The sequence below is a fragment of the Metallosphaera cuprina Ar-4 genome, assembly GCF_000204925.1.
In the GTDB taxonomy this organism is placed as follows: domain Archaea; phylum Thermoproteota; class Thermoprotei_A; order Sulfolobales; family Sulfolobaceae; genus Metallosphaera; species Metallosphaera cuprina.
This window is the reverse complement of record NC_015435.1, coordinates 1,638,776-1,654,602: the sequence shown is the minus strand read 5'-3', so window position 1 is coordinate 1,654,602 and position 15,827 is coordinate 1,638,776. Positions and strand designations below refer to the sequence as shown.

18 protein-coding genes are annotated in these 15,827 nt (G+C 41.7%); 9 read left to right on the top strand and 9 right to left on the bottom strand.

The window, feature by feature from the left end; genetic code table 11:
• Positions 1 to 188 precede the first annotated feature (188 nt).
• The 4 genes from MCUP_RS08555 to MCUP_RS08540 all read left to right on the top strand — a co-directional run bounded on the left by MCUP_RS08555 (position 189) and on the right by MCUP_RS08540 (position 5,097).
• The gene (locus tag MCUP_RS08555; RefSeq protein ID WP_013738415.1) at positions 189 to 1,139 is read left to right on the top strand and encodes a 2-hydroxyacid dehydrogenase; all 951 of its coding nucleotides are present in this window, start codon (positions 189 to 191) and stop codon (positions 1,137 to 1,139) included.
• Complete coding sequence (locus MCUP_RS08550; RefSeq protein WP_013738414.1) at positions 1,126 to 3,300, top strand: tRNA(Met) cytidine acetyltransferase TmcA; 2,175 nt, start codon at positions 1,126 to 1,128, stop codon at positions 3,298 to 3,300. Before MCUP_RS08555 ends, MCUP_RS08550 begins: the two co-directional genes overlap by 14 nt.
• Positions 3,301 to 3,441: 141 nt before the next feature.
• A complete protein-coding gene (locus MCUP_RS08545; RefSeq protein ID WP_048057787.1) occupies positions 3,442 to 4,560 on the top strand; it encodes an MFS transporter in 1,119 nt (372 codons plus the stop codon).
• Between the two features lie 141 nt (positions 4,561 to 4,701).
• Positions 4,702 to 5,097, top strand: a complete 396-nt coding sequence (locus MCUP_RS08540; RefSeq protein WP_013738411.1) for a hypothetical protein — start codon at positions 4,702 to 4,704, stop codon at positions 5,095 to 5,097.
• Here the strand turns inward: MCUP_RS08540 and MCUP_RS08535 are convergent.
• Entirely contained in the window at positions 5,063 to 5,962 is a 900-nt protein-coding gene (locus MCUP_RS08535) for a pirin family protein (RefSeq protein WP_013738410.1), read from the bottom strand. The genes MCUP_RS08540 and MCUP_RS08535 overlap by 35 nt on opposite strands.
• 143 nt (positions 5,963 to 6,105) lie before the next feature.
• Between MCUP_RS08535 and MCUP_RS08530 the strand changes: the two genes are divergently transcribed.
• The 4 genes from MCUP_RS08530 to MCUP_RS08515 all read left to right on the top strand — a co-directional run bounded on the left by MCUP_RS08530 (position 6,106) and on the right by MCUP_RS08515 (position 8,342).
• Positions 6,106 to 6,492 carry a putative metallopeptidase gene (locus MCUP_RS08530; protein ID WP_013738409.1) on the top strand — a complete coding sequence of 129 codons (387 nt, stop codon included), beginning with the start codon at positions 6,106 to 6,108 and terminating at the stop codon, positions 6,490 to 6,492.
• Positions 6,493 to 6,551: 59 nt separating this feature from the next.
• Complete coding sequence (locus MCUP_RS08525) at positions 6,552 to 6,953, top strand: hypothetical protein (RefSeq protein WP_048057633.1); 402 nt, start codon at positions 6,552 to 6,554, stop codon at positions 6,951 to 6,953.
• Positions 6,954 to 7,472 carry a hypothetical protein gene (locus MCUP_RS08520; protein WP_013738406.1) on the top strand — a complete coding sequence of 173 codons (519 nt, stop codon included), beginning with the start codon at positions 6,954 to 6,956 and terminating at the stop codon, positions 7,470 to 7,472.
• Positions 7,473 to 7,913: 441 nt separating this feature from the next.
• Complete coding sequence (locus tag MCUP_RS08515; protein WP_048057786.1) at positions 7,914 to 8,342, top strand: PaaI family thioesterase; 429 nt, start codon at positions 7,914 to 7,916, stop codon at positions 8,340 to 8,342.
• Here the strand turns inward: MCUP_RS08515 and MCUP_RS08510 are convergent.
• From MCUP_RS08510 to MCUP_RS08480, 8 genes are all read right to left on the bottom strand, one after another.
• Positions 8,339 to 8,674 carry a winged helix-turn-helix transcriptional regulator gene (locus MCUP_RS08510; RefSeq protein ID WP_013738404.1) on the bottom strand — a complete coding sequence of 112 codons (336 nt, stop codon included), beginning with the start codon at positions 8,672 to 8,674 and terminating at the stop codon, positions 8,339 to 8,341. The genes MCUP_RS08515 and MCUP_RS08510 overlap by 4 nt on opposite strands.
• Positions 8,626 to 8,862, bottom strand: coding sequence for a hypothetical protein (locus tag MCUP_RS09970; RefSeq protein ID WP_013738403.1), 237 nt, complete (start codon positions 8,860 to 8,862; stop codon positions 8,626 to 8,628). The genes MCUP_RS08510 and MCUP_RS09970 overlap by 49 nt, the downstream gene beginning before the upstream one ends.
• A gap of 167 nt (positions 8,863 to 9,029) precedes the next feature.
• A complete protein-coding gene (locus tag MCUP_RS08505; RefSeq protein WP_048057785.1) occupies positions 9,030 to 10,856 on the bottom strand; it encodes an AMP-binding protein in 1,827 nt (608 codons plus the stop codon).
• Between the two features lie 57 nt (positions 10,857 to 10,913).
• Positions 10,914 to 11,288, bottom strand: a complete 375-nt coding sequence (locus MCUP_RS08500) for a Zn-ribbon domain-containing OB-fold protein (protein WP_013738401.1) — start codon at positions 11,286 to 11,288, stop codon at positions 10,914 to 10,916.
• Between the two features lie 54 nt (positions 11,289 to 11,342).
• Entirely contained in the window at positions 11,343 to 11,840 is a 498-nt protein-coding gene (locus MCUP_RS08495) for a Zn-ribbon domain-containing OB-fold protein (protein WP_013738400.1), read from the bottom strand.
• Between the two features lie 11 nt (positions 11,841 to 11,851).
• Entirely contained in the window at positions 11,852 to 13,027 is a 1,176-nt protein-coding gene (locus MCUP_RS08490) for a thiolase domain-containing protein (protein ID WP_013738399.1), read from the bottom strand.
• A complete protein-coding gene (locus MCUP_RS08485) occupies positions 13,024 to 14,142 on the bottom strand; it encodes a thiolase domain-containing protein (RefSeq protein WP_013738398.1) in 1,119 nt (372 codons plus the stop codon). The genes MCUP_RS08490 and MCUP_RS08485 overlap by 4 nt, the downstream gene beginning before the upstream one ends.
• Positions 14,143 to 14,230: 88 nt before the next feature.
• Positions 14,231 to 15,316, bottom strand: coding sequence for an acyl-CoA dehydrogenase family protein (locus tag MCUP_RS08480; protein ID WP_013738397.1), 1,086 nt, complete (start codon positions 15,314 to 15,316; stop codon positions 14,231 to 14,233).
• A 103-nt stretch (positions 15,317 to 15,419) separates the two neighbouring features.
• On the opposite strand from MCUP_RS08480, the gene MCUP_RS08475 reads away from it, so the two are divergent.
• A complete protein-coding gene (locus MCUP_RS08475) occupies positions 15,420 to 15,779 on the top strand; it encodes a PaaI family thioesterase (protein WP_013738396.1) in 360 nt (119 codons plus the stop codon).
• Positions 15,780 to 15,827: the final 48 nt, after the last annotated feature.

The following is a 15,827-nucleotide window of genomic DNA, read 5'->3' as shown; positions in this document are numbered from 1 at the left end:
ATCTAGAACTTTAAATGCGGAGTCATGAGAAAGGTTTTATAGATATCTAAACCATCATTTTTAAGGAGACGTTTTAACTTTATAAGAGGCATGTTCTCATATTTTCGAATCCGGACTAACTCAGATATCATTTTAAAACACTTTGCCCTATAGGGAAGTGTTATGACAGAAAGCCGGGGGAGATTGAGTTGGAGTCGTATAAGGTGTTGGTAACTAGGAAGTTGCCTGGGCCCTGGATTGACTCGCTTAAGGAAATAGCAGAGGTTGAGGTATGGGATGGGAGCGAATCGCCGCCTAGAACTTGGATCATGTCAAGGATCAAAGATAAGGACGGAGTTTTAGTAACTTTGAGCGAGAGGATTGATAAGGAGATCATAGACGTTTCAAGCAAATTGAAAGTCATAAGCACATATAGCGTAGGCTTTGATCACATTGACGTGCATTACGCTAAGAGTAAAGGAATCAAGGTAACCTACACTCCAGAGGTCTTAACTGACGCTACCGCGGATCTCATTTTCGGATTAATTATCACGGTAGCTAGGAGGATAGTCGAGGGAGACAATTTAATAAGATCGGGTAAGTGGAACGTTCCTTGGAACCCTGAGTTCATGTTGGGTAAGGAGGTTAGTCATAGCGTACTTGGAATAATAGGCATGGGTAGAATAGGTAGAGCTGTGTTGAAAAGGGCGAAGGGTTTCGACATGAACGTCATCTATTATAGTAGGAGGCCTCATGATGTTGAGGCCAAGTTCGTAGACTTAGATACTTTATTGGCTAACTCTGACTTCGTTGTAATTACGGTTGATCTAAATAGCGAGACATATCATTTCATTGACTATGCTAAAATTTCAAAGATGAAAAGGACGGCGTTCATTATAAACGCGTCCAGAGGAGCGGTGATAAAACAAGACGATTTAGTGAGAGCTCTGTCGGAAGGAAAGATAGCAGGAGCAGCACTAGACGTGTTTGAGCAGGAACCATTACCTCAGACAAATCCGTTGACTAAATTCCCCAACGTAGTGTTAACACCTCATCTGGGAAGTGCAACCCGAGAAACTAGAGAAAAAATGGCCATGATAGCTGTCACCAACCTGGTGAAGTGCCTGAAGGGAGAGAGTCCACTTTATGAAGTCAAATGAGTTAGTGAACCTTTTCCTCGATTCTAAAAAGGGATACTTCAGATATCTTGCCTTCATCGAAGGCCCAATTGAATACTCTCTTGAGGTTTTACGCGAATATCTGAAAGTTAACAATAACCCGTCAACTGGTTACTTCTTTCACCCTTGGATTGAGGGTAGTAAGCAGAGGTTAAAGGGCTTCCTAAACTATCTCCCTCAAATAGTTGATATTGACTATTCCTCCTCTCAGAAGTATTTGGGTTCAACATTTGACTTGGTCATAATAGACGCAATGGACGATTTTAGACCGTCCTACATAGCTAGAGCAATCGAAACGGTTAGAGGAGGAGGTTTAGCGTTAATATATTCTGATAACATCGACAAGGGTAAATTGTATAAATCCACAATAACGAGAGACGGTAAAGTTAGTAACTTATTTGAAAACATGTTTAGAGAAGAAATAAAGAAACATAGAGGGGTGATATATTACCATAATGATATACATGTAAAGCCCTTCTCTAGCCAGGAGGTTTCAAGGCCAAGAAGATCTAGGTCAGGTAAGCATCCAGAAGTCGCCAAGCTATGTGTTACGGATGATCAAGTAAAGGTCCTAGACGAAATAGATTTCATTTTAGAGGAAGGAAAGAGGTTATTCATTGTTACAGCGCCACGTGGTAGAGGGAAGAGCGCTTCGGTTGGGCTATCGCTTCCGGTTATTATCTCATTAAGTAAATATCCTCTCTCTATCGTTGTGACCTCGCTTAATTATTGGTCTGGAGCTGAAATTATGAAATTCGCTGAGATGGCTCTCAGAGCGATGAAGAAAAGGTTTAGGAGGAACGTGTCTAGGGATGGGAAAATTCTCTCGCTGGAAATTGGTGAGAGTTGGATCAGATGGCTCCCTCCGGACCTGGCCAAAGATTATCATGGGAACATCATCGTTATGGATGAGGCGGCAGCCTTAGGTAAGGAGTTTATAGACTATGTACTCAGGAGATGGGAGAAAGCGGTTTTGGTTACTACTGTCCACGGTTATGAGGGCTCTGGAAAGATCTTCCTAAAGGTACTAGAAGCTTATGAAAAGGAGAGAAACGCTCAAAGGTTAAACCTGGAGTTCCCTATAAGGTATAGCAAAGGGGATCCAGTAGAAAAGTTCCTCTATGACGTTTTCCTGCTTAACGTTAACGTAGAGAGCGGAGATTTCCAAGGGAGAATTATCGAGGTAACTCCGGAATCGCTTTTTAATGTTAGGGAGAAGCTGATGAGAGTTTACGGTATCCTAGTCACGGCTCACTATAGGAACACGCCAGACGACCTTATGGTTTTAGGAGATGCGACCTTTCAAAGGATATTTTTAGCTGAAAATGACGTCGGCGTAGCTCAGGTGGTTGAAGAAGGAGGACTTTCTGATGAAAAAGTTGATTCTCTTTCTGCTGGGGAAGAGAACTTAGGTCATTTGATCCCCCAGAGGTTAGTGAAGTACTCTAGGTTAAGAGAGTTCGGCAAGCTCAGAGGCTGGAGAGTGATGAGGATAGCAGTGGTCCCCGATCTTCAGAACAGGGGAATAGGTTCTAGAATTCTATCTGAAATCGAAAAGGAGGCAATCCGAGAGGGGATAGACTGGATAGGTTCCTCTTTCCTGGCCAACTATAACGTTGTTAAGTTTTGGACAAAGAACGGATTCATTCCGGTCTATATGTCCACAAAGAAAAACGAGAGCTTAGGAGGTTATTCAGTGATAGTTGCGAAAGCGCTAAGCCCTGAGGCTACAGGTTTAATTAGAAACGCGTCAATCTTTTTTAAAGATAAACTATTGAGAACACTACATCAGGTTTACTTCAACGTAGATCCACTTGTTATTACGAGATTACTAAAATCCACACCTTCAATCGATGAGAGATTTACCATTCCTGATCTTTATATCAGGAAGATCAACTCCTACTTAGATGGCACTTTACCTTATAACGCAGTAGCTGAGGCAGTTCACATGCTAGGTGAGAAGTACTTTAAGGAATTGAAGTTCACGGTAGATGACGCCCTTTTGGCTGGGTTAGTCTCTCGAACTTTTCAGGGTAAGAGCTGGTATCACGCGGGCGTCTCTTTAGGGAAAAAGAGTGCCGAGGTAGAGGAAACATTAAGGCAAGCTATACGCTCAATCTTGAATAAATATCAATTAAATTAGCTTATTTTTGAAAGATTCTTGATATATACCTATTAAAAAGTTTAATCTTATATCAAGTTTTTTAAGTTGTATAGAGATGTAAGAGGGATCAAATTGAGGAGAAACCTTTCCATATTATATACGGCCTTAACGCTTTCATTGATGACGATAGCTGCTAGGTCTACAAACAATATGGTGACTACTACAGTAGGACCCTTATCAAAATACGAACTAGGGTTCTCAAATTCTCTTGTCGGTGTAGTTACAGGCTTGATGTTCGTTGCAACCCTATTCGCCACGTCATATCTTAATCCTAGCCTCAAGTCATCTACAAGAAGAAAGGTTTTCATAGTCTCCAACTTGGCTATTCTTGCGTTACTTCCGCTCTTTTATCTATCTAACAGCTTTACCATATGGATTTTCTCAGCATTGATTGGTCTAGCGTTTGGGTTAGTAATGCCAAATCTAATCACTGCTGCCTCTTTAGTGGAAGATAGAAAAACTGCAGAAAGGCTGCTAGCTATTTACTCTGCTAGCCTTAGCGTAAGCCTAATACTTGGTCCTCTTTATGAGACCTTGATTTTAAGTAAGTTTCAATACAATTTCGTATTTCTGGCTTTCATTCCGATTGCGGTTATAGCATTCATACTATCGTGGACAGTAAGGTTTCCCGATACGGATAAGGAGATAAGCGGTTCGAGAGCTTTAAGAAACAAAGGATTATCGTCCTCGATACTTGCGATTACTACTTACAACGTCCCTTTCGCAGCTATTACCGCTTTCCTCACTATACTAGCTATTGAGAGGTTCCACGTCCCTAACGATCTGGCATATTCAGCGTACATACCTTTCTTTACATTGTCCTTTTTAACGAGGCTGTACATGAGTATAAGACCTTTCAAATCCCTTAGGGTACCTATGCTCATCTCTGTCTTAATAACTATGATTACGTTAGCAGGTACAATAGTCTCTCCATCCTACTCAGCGTTTCTGTTATTGATGGCACTACTAGGGATACCTCACGGATCCGTCTTTCCTATGTCAACCATAATGATCCAAAGGGCGACATCTAAGGAGGAGAGGAACGCTGTCAATTCGTATTTTCTGGCGTATAACAATTTCCTCTTCATAGCAGTTCCAGCCGTAGTTGGCTATCTCTCTGAAATAATCGGATTACCGTTAACCTTCAGCTTACTAACTGTGCCTGTAGTTATAACCAGTGTCGTCTTCTTCATGAAGTTTTGGAACGATGAAATTCTTACAGCTCAAAGTCTTAAATAAAAGGCTCTTGATGCGTGATAAAACTTAAGTGCCTTCTTTTAAATTCAACTATGATTCAAAGGCACCCCTTTGTAGAGTAAAGGTCAAGTTGTAAGCCTCTGCCTGGAAAAGTTATATAAATATCTAAACCTGGTAACCCTCATGTTAAGGCCGTTAATAGCTATAGACCTGAACAGTAGGATAGGAAACGCTAAAATATTTAATTTCGTCAAATATGTTCTAAAAATTTTCGGAATTGCTGATGTGGTCTTTATAATGGATGACAACAGCATTGTGGAATTTGATAACTCTAGGATATTTCCTATATCCGACGCTGAGTCCGTGGTTTCTCTAGTAGATAACCTTAAGGCATTGTCGGAGGAGAAGGCTAACCTGGATTTAAGAAGCGTAATAAAGGTGAAAAGGGAACTGGGTAGAAGTGTACTCATAGTCGTCTCGGACAGGAAAATAGCGCAGAGTGACGAACTTATCTTTAACTATAACGGGAAAAAAATTAAAAAAATTATTCATAATCTACCGTATCGGCAGTACTCTTAATAAAAGTACCATCCGCGAGTTCCCTGAAGGCCTCCCTGATTTCGTACTCGTAGTTCATTACTATCGGTCCGTACCAAGCTATGGGCTCTTCCAAAGGTCTTCCAGAGAGAACTAGTATTCTTAAAGGTTTTTCCTTGGCTCTAATAGATATAAGTTCTCCGTCTCTGCCGTATACGGCTAGTTCTCCTTCCCTTATGAGTTTTTGTCCGCTGGGATCAGCTATCCCTTCTCCTGAGAAGGCGTATACTAGCGAGGTGTAGCCTTGTTTGATGTTATGCATGAAAGTAGTCTCAGGAGGTATATATACGTCCAGGTATTGAGCGTCCACTAATGTGTCCTTAATCGGACCCACAAGATCTCCAGCAGTTCCAACGACTACCTTTACTCTGACCCCGTTATCTAGCACAGTCTCTGGTATTCCGTCTTTTCTAAGATTTCTATACTTAGGTTTAATCATTTTCTTCTCTCTAGGAATGTTAAGCCATAGCTGGAATCCTCTCATTTCACCGTCAGGACTAACCTCTGGCATCTCCTGGTGATATATTCCTGACCCTGCAGTCATCCATTGTATATCTCCCGTATCTATCACTCCCTTATTTCCTGTGCTATCTTCATGTTTTACTCTACCCTTTAACATGTAAGTAACAGTTTCGATTCCCCTATGAGGGTGCCAAGGAAATCCAGCCACATAGTCTTTAGGATCTTTTGAGCCAAAGAAATCAAGAAGTAGGAAAGGATCGGTTAATTCTGTTGTACTGGGCCCACCAAAAACTCTATACAGCTTTACCCCAGCTCCGTCTATGGTATAACGCCCCCTGATTATTTCAAGGGCTTTTCTAATCTTACTTGTACCTGGAAAGGTCATAACATCAATATTTACTTGGTTAAATAAAAACCTTTCTAGATTTTGGGCATTGTAAATCTAATATAAAAGATATTTAACTATGAGTTAATACCGATTTCATTGAACTATATTATCAAAATTAAAGAAAAATCAAAAAGGGAAACATGTTATTTTATTCTAAGTTGCGGTTCACCATTGCGGAAGACGTTAGGAAAATGGCAGCAACTCTAAACACTAGCTTAGCTATGGGAATAGATTTGAGTAAAATCGAGTTCATAAGGAGCAGCGGCTCTCGATCCAGAGCTTACGCTAGGACCTTTTCCTTGCCGAGCCAATGGAGATTCGTTTTAAATACTGAAAAATTCTATATTGTAGAAGTAATATCGGAAAGATTCGATAACTTAACATGTTATGATAAAGTCTATGTAGTGACTCACGAGTTGATGCACATACCAAGAGGTATGACAGGGGGACTTAGGAATCACAGCTTTAAAGGGTTTAAAAGGATAAGGTCAATGCTGTCTAAGACTGATGTCTCTGACCTTTGCTAGTTTAAATGTGAGCGTGACTCGAGTTTATATTTTTAAAAGGGCAATTCTCGTGATCGAGTGTGGACAGCGTTAAGCTCTCGGCGGCATTGATTGCGTTAACTTTTATCTTGGCTACAGCGTTGCTTTTAAACATGAGATCATTATTTTTAACCTCAACTACTCAATTAATAGAATTGAAAAACTCTATCAGCGACGTTAAGATAGAGGTTACGCTTTCTCAAAGCAATCTGACTATGTCTATAACCAATCCGTTTAACATCTCAATGTATGCATATAACGCTAAAGGCGATTACGTTACCCTAGAGAGGCCAGTTAAAATCGATCCTATGAGCACAGGGAACTTAACCTTTATTATTAATAATACAACTGGGTTCTTCTCGCTAGAGAAGACTAACAGGGAAAACATTACTTTATTTCTAGGATTAGGAAAAGTTAACTTCACCCAGAGCGTGAATATCTAGATGAAGTATAAAATCACCACCTTATATTACATTCTAGCGACTGTAGTTACCGTGATTCCGTTACCTTGGTGGTACTACAATGCTGGAGACATAATTAGGGTGGAGGACTCTCCTTTCCAAATTTTGATAACGTTTCTAGGTGATAGGTTGATATTGTCCGACGTGATTACTTTCTTATTGACAGGGTTTAGAATTTATGTCTTTGTAATTCTAATAAGCTACGCAGTACAAGCAGCCAGAGGTAATCCTAAAATCTATTCAACTATGTTTTGGTTACCCGTGCTGTATCTTCTAGATCCTGTAATATTATATGTATTATTTAATTTTATTCCACAACTTTTTGATGTACCAATGAACTACCCTCTCTTCTTTTTCGGTACTGAAACTATTAGCTCTAACATTAAAGGTGAGCAAGTCAAAATAGAGTTCGTCATGTACCCCACATATGTGTACTGGCTCTCATTAGCTACAGCACTGCTTTATCCGTTTTCAAGAATTGAGATCAAGAGAAGGAAGTAGCAAATTCACTTAACTCATTTTTAATTTTTAGATTTTCTATAATATCTCTGTATGAGAGGGTGTCTTTACTAAAAATTGCAGGCAAGCAAGTTACTCTAAGTAACATTCTTTCGAGGTGCAACATAATAATTTGGAATTTCCGCTAACATTATTGAGATTAAAATAAAGAAATATGGATACTTAAAACAGAGAAATTTACGTTAATTTTGACCGTATATAATTATTTAATTATGTTAATAGATTTTACGGACTCGCAGTATTGTATTGTGCTCCTTTCTCAATTGTCAGCTTTAGCCCTACAGATTAATATAGAGAATTTAGCACTGTAATCTCTTATTAATCAATAAGAATATATTACTGTAATACAATATATATTAACGAGAAAACTCAAAGTTATTAAACCACGTCATGTTTATTAAAAAGCTTCTACAATTGCCTTCTATGAAATTTCATTCGCTTAAAGATTTACAGTTATATTTAGAAGAAGGGGATCCAGTGTTCAGAATGCTAGAAGCTAAGATAATATCCATTGAAGAAAACAGAGCTATCGTACAGGTTCCATACAAACATGAGATAACTAGGAGAGGCGGGGTTCTTAACGGAGGGATGATAATGACCGTTATGGACTTCACCGGAGGTATAGTTGTAGCTAGCGTTAACGATGGTGATGACCAGGTGACACAAGAGTTAAAGGTGAATTTCCTGGAGCCTATGTATAAAGGCCCTTTCATCTGTCAAGCCAAGATAATAAGAAAGGGAAATACTGCAGTTGTAGTTGATATAGAGTTTACCGACAGCGAGAATAAGTTGGGAGCAAAGGGATTAGGAACTTGGTACATCATAAGGGGAAGGAAAATAAAGCTAGCCTAGTTTTGATTGACGGCCCACTTTTTACCCCAGTCTCCCATCATTTTAAAAACTCCCTCCAGTTCCTTACCCTTGGCCGTTAAAACGTATTCTACTTTGAAAGGTCGGGTGCTAACTATCCTCCTTTCTACGATCCCAGTCTCCTCCATAAACTTTAGCGTCGACGAAAGGGTCTTCGAACTCAGCCCAGATTCCTTTAGAAGTTGATTGAATCCCTTTGGACCTTCAAAGAGATATCTTAAAACCAGCAATCTGGCCTCAGTCCCTATAATCTTTATTGTCTCTACTATAGGACATACGGTTTTGTTTTGTTCATCACGTGAAACTGACTCCATCTACTTACCCATATGAAATCTGCTATCTTATATAGTTTATCGTTTACAGTTGGTTTAGAAAATAAAAGGTAATATATTGAGATATCAGTTGAGGGTTCTGCCAAGTATGAGATCGAATCCATGTCCTTTATCCTAACATCTCTTGCCTCCTCTTGGATGGAGAAATTGTTTCCCTTAAAGGCCGACACATTAATCCTAGGTGTGGCATTAAGTGATTAGCACGTGCAATTTCCATGCTTGGATCCTAGAGATACACGTCCCCAGATCAGGATTTTGTTTATGTATTAAAATTTTCACGTGTTCATTAAAAAAAGATCGTAGTCAACAGCTATATTTAAACGAGATAGACTAAGTTTTAGGTAAACGTTCTTTTTATGAAATCTAGAGATCCAGGATTTTCTAGTGAGGATGTGTCCCCCAAGTCCTTCCCTAGTATCGCGTTTCTGATAAGCCTTCTCATGATCTTTGCGTTCCTTGTTTTAGGCAGCTCTGGTACTAGCTTTACTGAGGAGGGAGCTATAGCCTTACCAAGTTTACGCTCTAAGAATTCTAGCAACTCGGCTTCCAGTCCTTCCTTTAGTCCTTTTGGTATTGCGAAGCAAACTATCCTCTCCCCTTTTAGCGGGTCAGGTATCCCCACACACGCGCTTTCTATAACATAAGGATGTGAATTAAGTACAAACTCTATCTCCCCTGGACCGATCCTCTTCCCTGAAGTCTTTATTACATCATCACTTCTCCCAATTATAAAGAAGTACCCGTCTTCATCTCTCATGGCTAGATCTCCGTGTACCCAAACTTCTTCCCACTTGGACCAGTACGTGGATATGTATCTCTCAGGATCCATCCAGAACCCTCTGGTCATTCCTGGCCATACGCTTAGTATTACTAACTCCCCTTCCTTAAAGGGAGGCGAAGATTTACCTTCCTCATCGAAGATATCAGCCCTTATTCCGGGAGATTGCCCATTAAAGGAGGAAGGTTTCATTTCCTTTATTACGTAGTTTCCAAGGATCCCTCCGGATATCTCGGTTCCACCTGAGTAGTTTATTAACGGCGCGTCTGAAGCCTGTAAAATCCATTTCCAACTCTCTGGGTCAATCGGTTCGCCTGTATTACCCACAATCCTCACGTTGACTTTCATATCTGGGCTAGCGGACCTAAGGTTTCTTATTAAGCTAGCCGAGAGCCCAAGAATTTTAACGTTTGTTGTGTTTATCAATCCGTCAATGGCCTCCGGTGAAGCGTACCCATCAAGTAATGATATTTTAGCCCTGAGCAGAAGAGATCCGAACAAAAGCCAAGGTCCCATCATCCAGCCCATATCTGAAATCCACGTAACCGTCTCATCCTTCCTAACGTCAAAGTGAAAATACATATCGGCTGCAGCCTTTATCGGAAATCCGCCATGGACGTGAACGCATCCCTTAGGTTTTCCTGTAGTACCTGAAGTGTAAATTATCATGAGAGGACTTTCAGACTCCGTGATCTCATATCCGTCTCCTCCCTCCTTTATAACCTCCTTAAAATCGTAATAGTCCTTTAACTCATGGTAATTTTTAATTGCAATCTTTATGACGTTGAGCTCATCGACGTTCCTAAAGGACTCAATCGTTTTCCCCTTTCGGGTGTAATTATCTACAGTGAATATTGCCTTGGCACCGCTGTCGTTAACTCTAACCCTTATTGGTTCGATTCCATAACCTGAGAACAGAGGAACAACAACCATTCCAGCTCTAACTATGCCTAGAATTATGGGGACGATTTCAGCAGTCATAGGCATGTACACTGCGACTCTATCTCCCCTAGTTAATCCCACTCTCTTGAGCCAACTTGATATTGACTTAGACCAGCTGAGCACTTGATGACTTGACAACTCCTTAACTTCTCCCTCTTCATTCATTGATGCTACCATGGTTCGAGAGGAATCCTCGAGTTGGTCCGTTACATTAAGCTTCGAACCTACGAACCATTTGGACCACTTTTTCCCAAGAGAAAGATCTAAGATCTTGTAAGGCCTGTCCCTGAAATTGAGTCGAATCTCATTTAGAAATTCTTCCCAAAAAACTTCCGGCTTACTCCAGGTTGACTCCTCAAATTGCGATAAGCTCTGTCCCCTCTCTATGGTCCATCTACCTATGTTGCTCTCCTCTAACCAATCCTTGTCGGGTTTCCAGCTCATCTTAGCTTCCTCCTTGACCTGAGTGCCAACCAAGCGGTTAAAGATTTCTCGATAGAGTTATGAAACTTTAACTCTAAGTGGGATATCGTATTCAAGAATTTCAACGTTTTTACCAATATCAGGCACCCCATCTACTATCGCCAATAGACCTCCTTTAGCGTTTCTGAATCTAACTAACCCTATAACCAATGGACTTTCCAGTTTGTTCCCCTCATCGTCATAGTAGATAACTGTAAAGCTATCTAAATAAGGTTCGCTAACCTCAACGTAGCTATCGTTTTGCCTAAAGCAATCCTCACAGTACATCCTAGGTGGGACGTAGACTCTTCCACACTTGGGACACTTCCTCCCCAAGATCTTACCCTTTTTCAACCCAAGTAAGAACTCTTCACCATCCATACCTAGAGTGTACACGTACTTCTCTACCTCCATTACGTCCTTCCATGTCAGCAGTTCGCTTTCCTTTCCTCTTTTATCCCAACTCGTCTAGATCACCTCGAAGCACTCTATGTCATTTATGCTACCTTCCCTTTCGTTCTCTGGCTTCCATTTAGCCTTAACTCTCTTGCCAAATATGTTCATGCTCTTAACATCATCAAACGAACAGCAAATTCTATGGAACAGACCAGGGTAAACGTAATCTTTGGCTGAAGAAGGAAGTAACCTGATAGTACCAACTATTTCCGGCTCTTCCAGTCTGTCTCTAGTCCACGAGATGAAACTAGCCACGGCTGTCATAACTATTCCCTCATCTTTGACCTCCACCCACTTTGAAGTGGGATAAAAGCAATCCTCACAGTACATCCTAGGTGGGACGTAGACTCTTCCACACTTGGGACACTTCCTCCCCAAGATCTTACCCTTTTTCAACCCAAGTAAGAACTGGCTCAAGGCCTGACCAGCAGTGTAGGAATACTTGGCCTCAGGCTTGTACTCTACAACAGGGTGTTGCTTAATTTCTCCTTCTTTTAACGAATGAACCATGCCCTTCAACCTCAATTCCTCATGATTATCACTGTCGAAGCCTGCATAAGATCACCCCAAGCTTGAGCTAAACCTGTATGAACTGGCCTTTTCACTTGCATCTTTCCTGCAGTTCCTTTAAGTTGCCAGTAGATACTTATTACCTTCATTAAACCGGCGGCAGCGATCGGATTTCCTACACCTAAAAGACCTCCCGAGGGACTACTTGGTATATCGCCATCGACATCAAAGAAGCCTTCCTTAAGTAAAAGTGGGGCCTCTCCTCTCTTGGCCAACAGTAAGCCCTCTATGTGATGTAACTCTTTATAATCAAAGGGATCGTAAGGTTCAATAACGTCTATCTCTTTCTGCGGTCTTTCTATTCCGGCCATTGTGTAAGCCATCCTAGCAGCGTTCTCTAGATATCTAGGATAAGCTAACTCCCTATCTGGCCAACTGGTGTTATCTAATGTCCAGCCCACTCCCTCTATCCAGACCGGTGTGTCCGTGTATCTCCTGGCGATGTCCCCCTCAACGAACACCATCGCTGCTGCCCCGTCACTTACAGGACTCACGTCCAAAAGCTGAACTGGCCACACTAGAACTTCACTTTTAAGAACGTCGTCCACGGTGATCTGTCCTCCCAGTTGTGCGTACGGATTATTGATTGCATTTCGCTTGTTTTTAACTGACACTAGCGCTATCTCCTCTTTGCTTACCTTATTCACATACATGTATCGATGCATTTCCATGGCGAATATCCAGATTAGGTTGGGGTTTAGCGGCTTCTCTGTTATTGGATCCCAAATATATCTAAATACAGCCTGAGGATGAGGTCTTCCTGGGCTCATCTTTTCCTCCGCTACCGCTAGAACATTCTTACAGAGCCCGCTTGCGACGTGATACCAACCCGATATTGCAGTCATAACACCTGTTGCCCCTCCAACGTAGACTCTACTTGTGGGCTTCCTTATCCCACCTGAGCCGTGAGATAAGTACTCTCCCTTCATGTGTACCCCATCAAACGCATCAGGAGCGCTACCGATAACCACGCAATCTATATCCCTAAGTTCCAAACCTGCCTCGTCTAATGCTTTCCTTGAGGCCTCCCAAGCTAACTCCTGCGGCGTCTCTAAAGTTCTCCTTCTGAATTCAGTCAAGCCTGCTCCGATCGCAGCCACTCTTCTAAACTTAAGGTTGGTTCTCATCTGCTTAACACCACCGTACCCCCAGTGAAAGTTGGAATCCCTCTCCAACTACCAACTATGGCCGATTCGGCTCCCTCCCTTAAGTACTCCACCGCGTCAAGGACCAAGGACAATCCAGCCGCCTCCAGCGGATAGCCTTTGGCCAAGTGCCCTCCAAACGGATTAACTGGCAGGTAACTGCCTTGATGGAAGTAACCTTCTTTCAACTTTTCAGCCACCTCGTTGATTCCTAAAGCCTCCAGATGTTCTAGTTCCTTGTAACTATACCTATCATCTACGAAGATTCCAGAGACTTTTAAAGGAGATTCAATGTTGGCCATGTCATAGGCTATCGATGAGGCCACTCTCATGTAATTGGCCTCGCCTAACGCGGCCAACTCAAAGTTAGAACTATCTGTGGCGTATCCTATCCCTTTTATCGCTATAGGTGTATCGTTGAACTTTCGTGAGAAAGAATCTGAGGCTAAGATAACCACTATCCCTGCGTCGACTGGTCTAGCTATGTCCACGTCGGTGAACGGATAAACGATAACTTCTTGAGACATCACGTCCTCTTTAGACAGCCTAGAGGAGAAAGGTGCCCTTGAAGTTTTCAATCCATTACCCTTGTTCTTAATTACCACAGACGCTAGGTCTTCTCTACTTATTCCAGTCCTACGCATGTACTTTACAGCGTCAAGAGCTGCTATGAAATGGTAGTTCACCACTTTTCTCCCTCTTAAGTAGATCGGGTCCATAGCAAGTTCTACTATCTTATTGAAAGTAAGAATATCGCTTGGCTTAGCGTGCGATTCGACTACGACCACATCAGCTATCCCAGTTTTTATCAACATCACACCGTGAGCCAATCCCTCTATTCCGTCTCCTGCAACCGTCATAGTAGGTCTCATAGAACCCCCTATAGGGTCAGGGGCGAACTCGTCTGAGATAGATATGCCTTCCCAGAAATCTTCTTGGCACGAGATGAACGCGTCAACTTGTTCTCTCGGGTTCATCGCTCCAGCGTCCTGGAAGGCTCTCGTTGCTGCCTCAAACATCATCTCTCTGAACGAGTGATCGTGCACGTTAGGTGAGAATCCGAACCAGCCCACACCTACTATATCAACTCCTACCACATTATCACAATCATTATTTATATTTAAAAACTATATAAATTTTTCTAACTTTGTGAACACAATAAAAATAGGATAGAAAAAATTTAAACTATTCTATCGCATTATATGTATTATTAATCATCTCACGTAAATGCCTAGATAGGATTAGGCGCTGAACTTCATCCGTTCCTTCTCCTATTCTGGTAAGCCTCACGTCTCTGTATGCCCTCTCTGTCCTTGTCGATTTAGCGTAACCCATACCCCCCATTATTTGAACCATTCTGTCAACTACGTTGTTTGCAATTTTAGAGGAGACGAGCTTTAATGCGGCGATTAGGGGTTCAGCCATCTCCCAGTTATTTTCAAACGCTTTACATGTGACATCTAAGAGCGATTTTACCGACTCTAGATCAGCTATAGAATCTGAGAACATCCATTGAACTCCCTCATGTTCTAGGAGCTTCTTCCCGAAGGCAGTCCTCTCTTCTGCCCAACCGTAAGCCTCCTCCGTAGCTCCCAGTGCGAGACCTATTGCGATGGCCGAGATCGCAATCCTACCAATTGATAGGGCGTACTTTGTAACTTGCCAACCTCCAATGAGATCCGCTTCACATTCATTTAACCTAATCTTTGCAGTCCCTGTACCTCTGTTGCCTGAAACCTCGATCTTCTCCCTTTCAACGCAGTCTTGCTCTCTAACTAAGAACGTGCCTATTTTTTCACTTGTCTTCGCAGCGACTAGAAACACATCAGCGTACATCCCTTGAGTAATCCACATTTTCTCTCCGCTAACTCTCCACACTCCGCTTACCTTCTCAGCTCTGGTTTTCATTGATCTGGTATCGGAACCGCAACAAGGCTCACTTAGAGCAAAAGAGCCTATTTTCTTCCCTTTGGCTAAATCATCTATTAAGTCGTCTAAATCGTGACCGAAAGTCCTTAGTGGGGAATTCACTAACTCCCCCTGAACGTCCTGAATCAGCGCAACAGATCCGCTAACCTTAGCTATCTCCTCTAGACATAACATAGAATCGTAGACGCTTGCTCCGCTATATAACGGGTCTAAGATCCCTAAATCTCCCATTTTAGTTATGAGATGCCTGGGGTAGTAATCCTCCCTATCTATTTTCTCAGCTAGAACCTGGATCTCCTTCCTCGCAAAATCTTGAACACTCGAAATGAGCACTCTGTCCATGATTAATAATTACAGATTAACAACTATTTAAATGTATATTACATTAGTTATAAAAAATTACTGAAATAGTTCCCTTTATAACCTGGTGTTGAGCAATTTAATCATGAATTTCGTTGAAAGGTTAGGAATTAAGAAAGAGGAAGAACGTATGGGATACGTAAAGATGTCTATGCAGACCGGATCCGATCACATGAACATTCATGGTACGGTACACGGGGCTGTGATCTTCTCCTTGATAGACGCAGCCTTCGAGGTCATAAGTAATCAAGAGAGAAAAGCTTTTGCGTTAAACGTCGAAGTGAATTATAGGAGAGTAGTGAAACCGGGAGATTTACTTCTAGCTGAGGCTTGGCCTGAGTCCACGGGTAGAACCACTTCAGTTTATAGAATTAAGGTGACTAATTCCGAAGGTAAAGTTGTGGCTCTGGCTACTGCTCTATCCTTTAATGATGAGAAAAATTGAACACTTGAAGTGTAAACTTACGCCAGCGCATTATGACAAAATTTACGT

Coding starts and splice junctions, on each gene's coding strand:
- MCUP_RS08500 (WP_013738401.1), bottom strand. CDS start 11,288: ATGGAGGTAGAGAAGTACGTGTACACTCTAGGTATGGATGGTGAAGAG.
- MCUP_RS08510 (WP_013738404.1), bottom strand. CDS start 8,674: ATGGAGTCAGTTTCACGTGATGAACAAAACAAAACCGTATGTCCTATA.
- MCUP_RS08490 (WP_013738399.1), bottom strand. CDS start 13,027: ATGAGAACCAACCTTAAGTTTAGAAGAGTGGCTGCGATCGGAGCAGGC.
- MCUP_RS08505 (WP_048057785.1), bottom strand. CDS start 10,856: ATGAGCTGGAAACCCGACAAGGATTGGTTAGAGGAGAGCAACATAGGT.
- MCUP_RS08545 (WP_048057787.1), top strand. CDS start 3,442: ATGACGATAGCTGCTAGGTCTACAAACAATATGGTGACTACTACAGTA.
- MCUP_RS08535 (WP_013738410.1), bottom strand. CDS start 5,962: ATGACCTTTCCAGGTACAAGTAAGATTAGAAAAGCCCTTGAAATAATC.
- MCUP_RS08475 (WP_013738396.1), top strand. CDS start 15,420: ATGAATTTCGTTGAAAGGTTAGGAATTAAGAAAGAGGAAGAACGTATG.
- MCUP_RS08520 (WP_013738406.1), top strand. CDS start 6,954: ATGAAGTATAAAATCACCACCTTATATTACATTCTAGCGACTGTAGTT.
- MCUP_RS08530 (WP_013738409.1), top strand. CDS start 6,106: ATGTTATTTTATTCTAAGTTGCGGTTCACCATTGCGGAAGACGTTAGG.
- MCUP_RS08495 (WP_013738400.1), bottom strand. CDS start 11,840: ATGGTTCATTCGTTAAAAGAAGGAGAAATTAAGCAACACCCTGTTGTA.
- MCUP_RS08550 (WP_013738414.1), top strand. CDS start 1,126: ATGAAGTCAAATGAGTTAGTGAACCTTTTCCTCGATTCTAAAAAGGGA.
- MCUP_RS08480 (WP_013738397.1), bottom strand. CDS start 15,316: ATGGACAGAGTGCTCATTTCGAGTGTTCAAGATTTTGCGAGGAAGGAG.
- MCUP_RS08515 (WP_048057786.1), top strand. CDS start 7,914: ATGAAATTTCATTCGCTTAAAGATTTACAGTTATATTTAGAAGAAGGG.
- MCUP_RS08540 (WP_013738411.1), top strand. CDS start 4,702: ATGTTAAGGCCGTTAATAGCTATAGACCTGAACAGTAGGATAGGAAAC.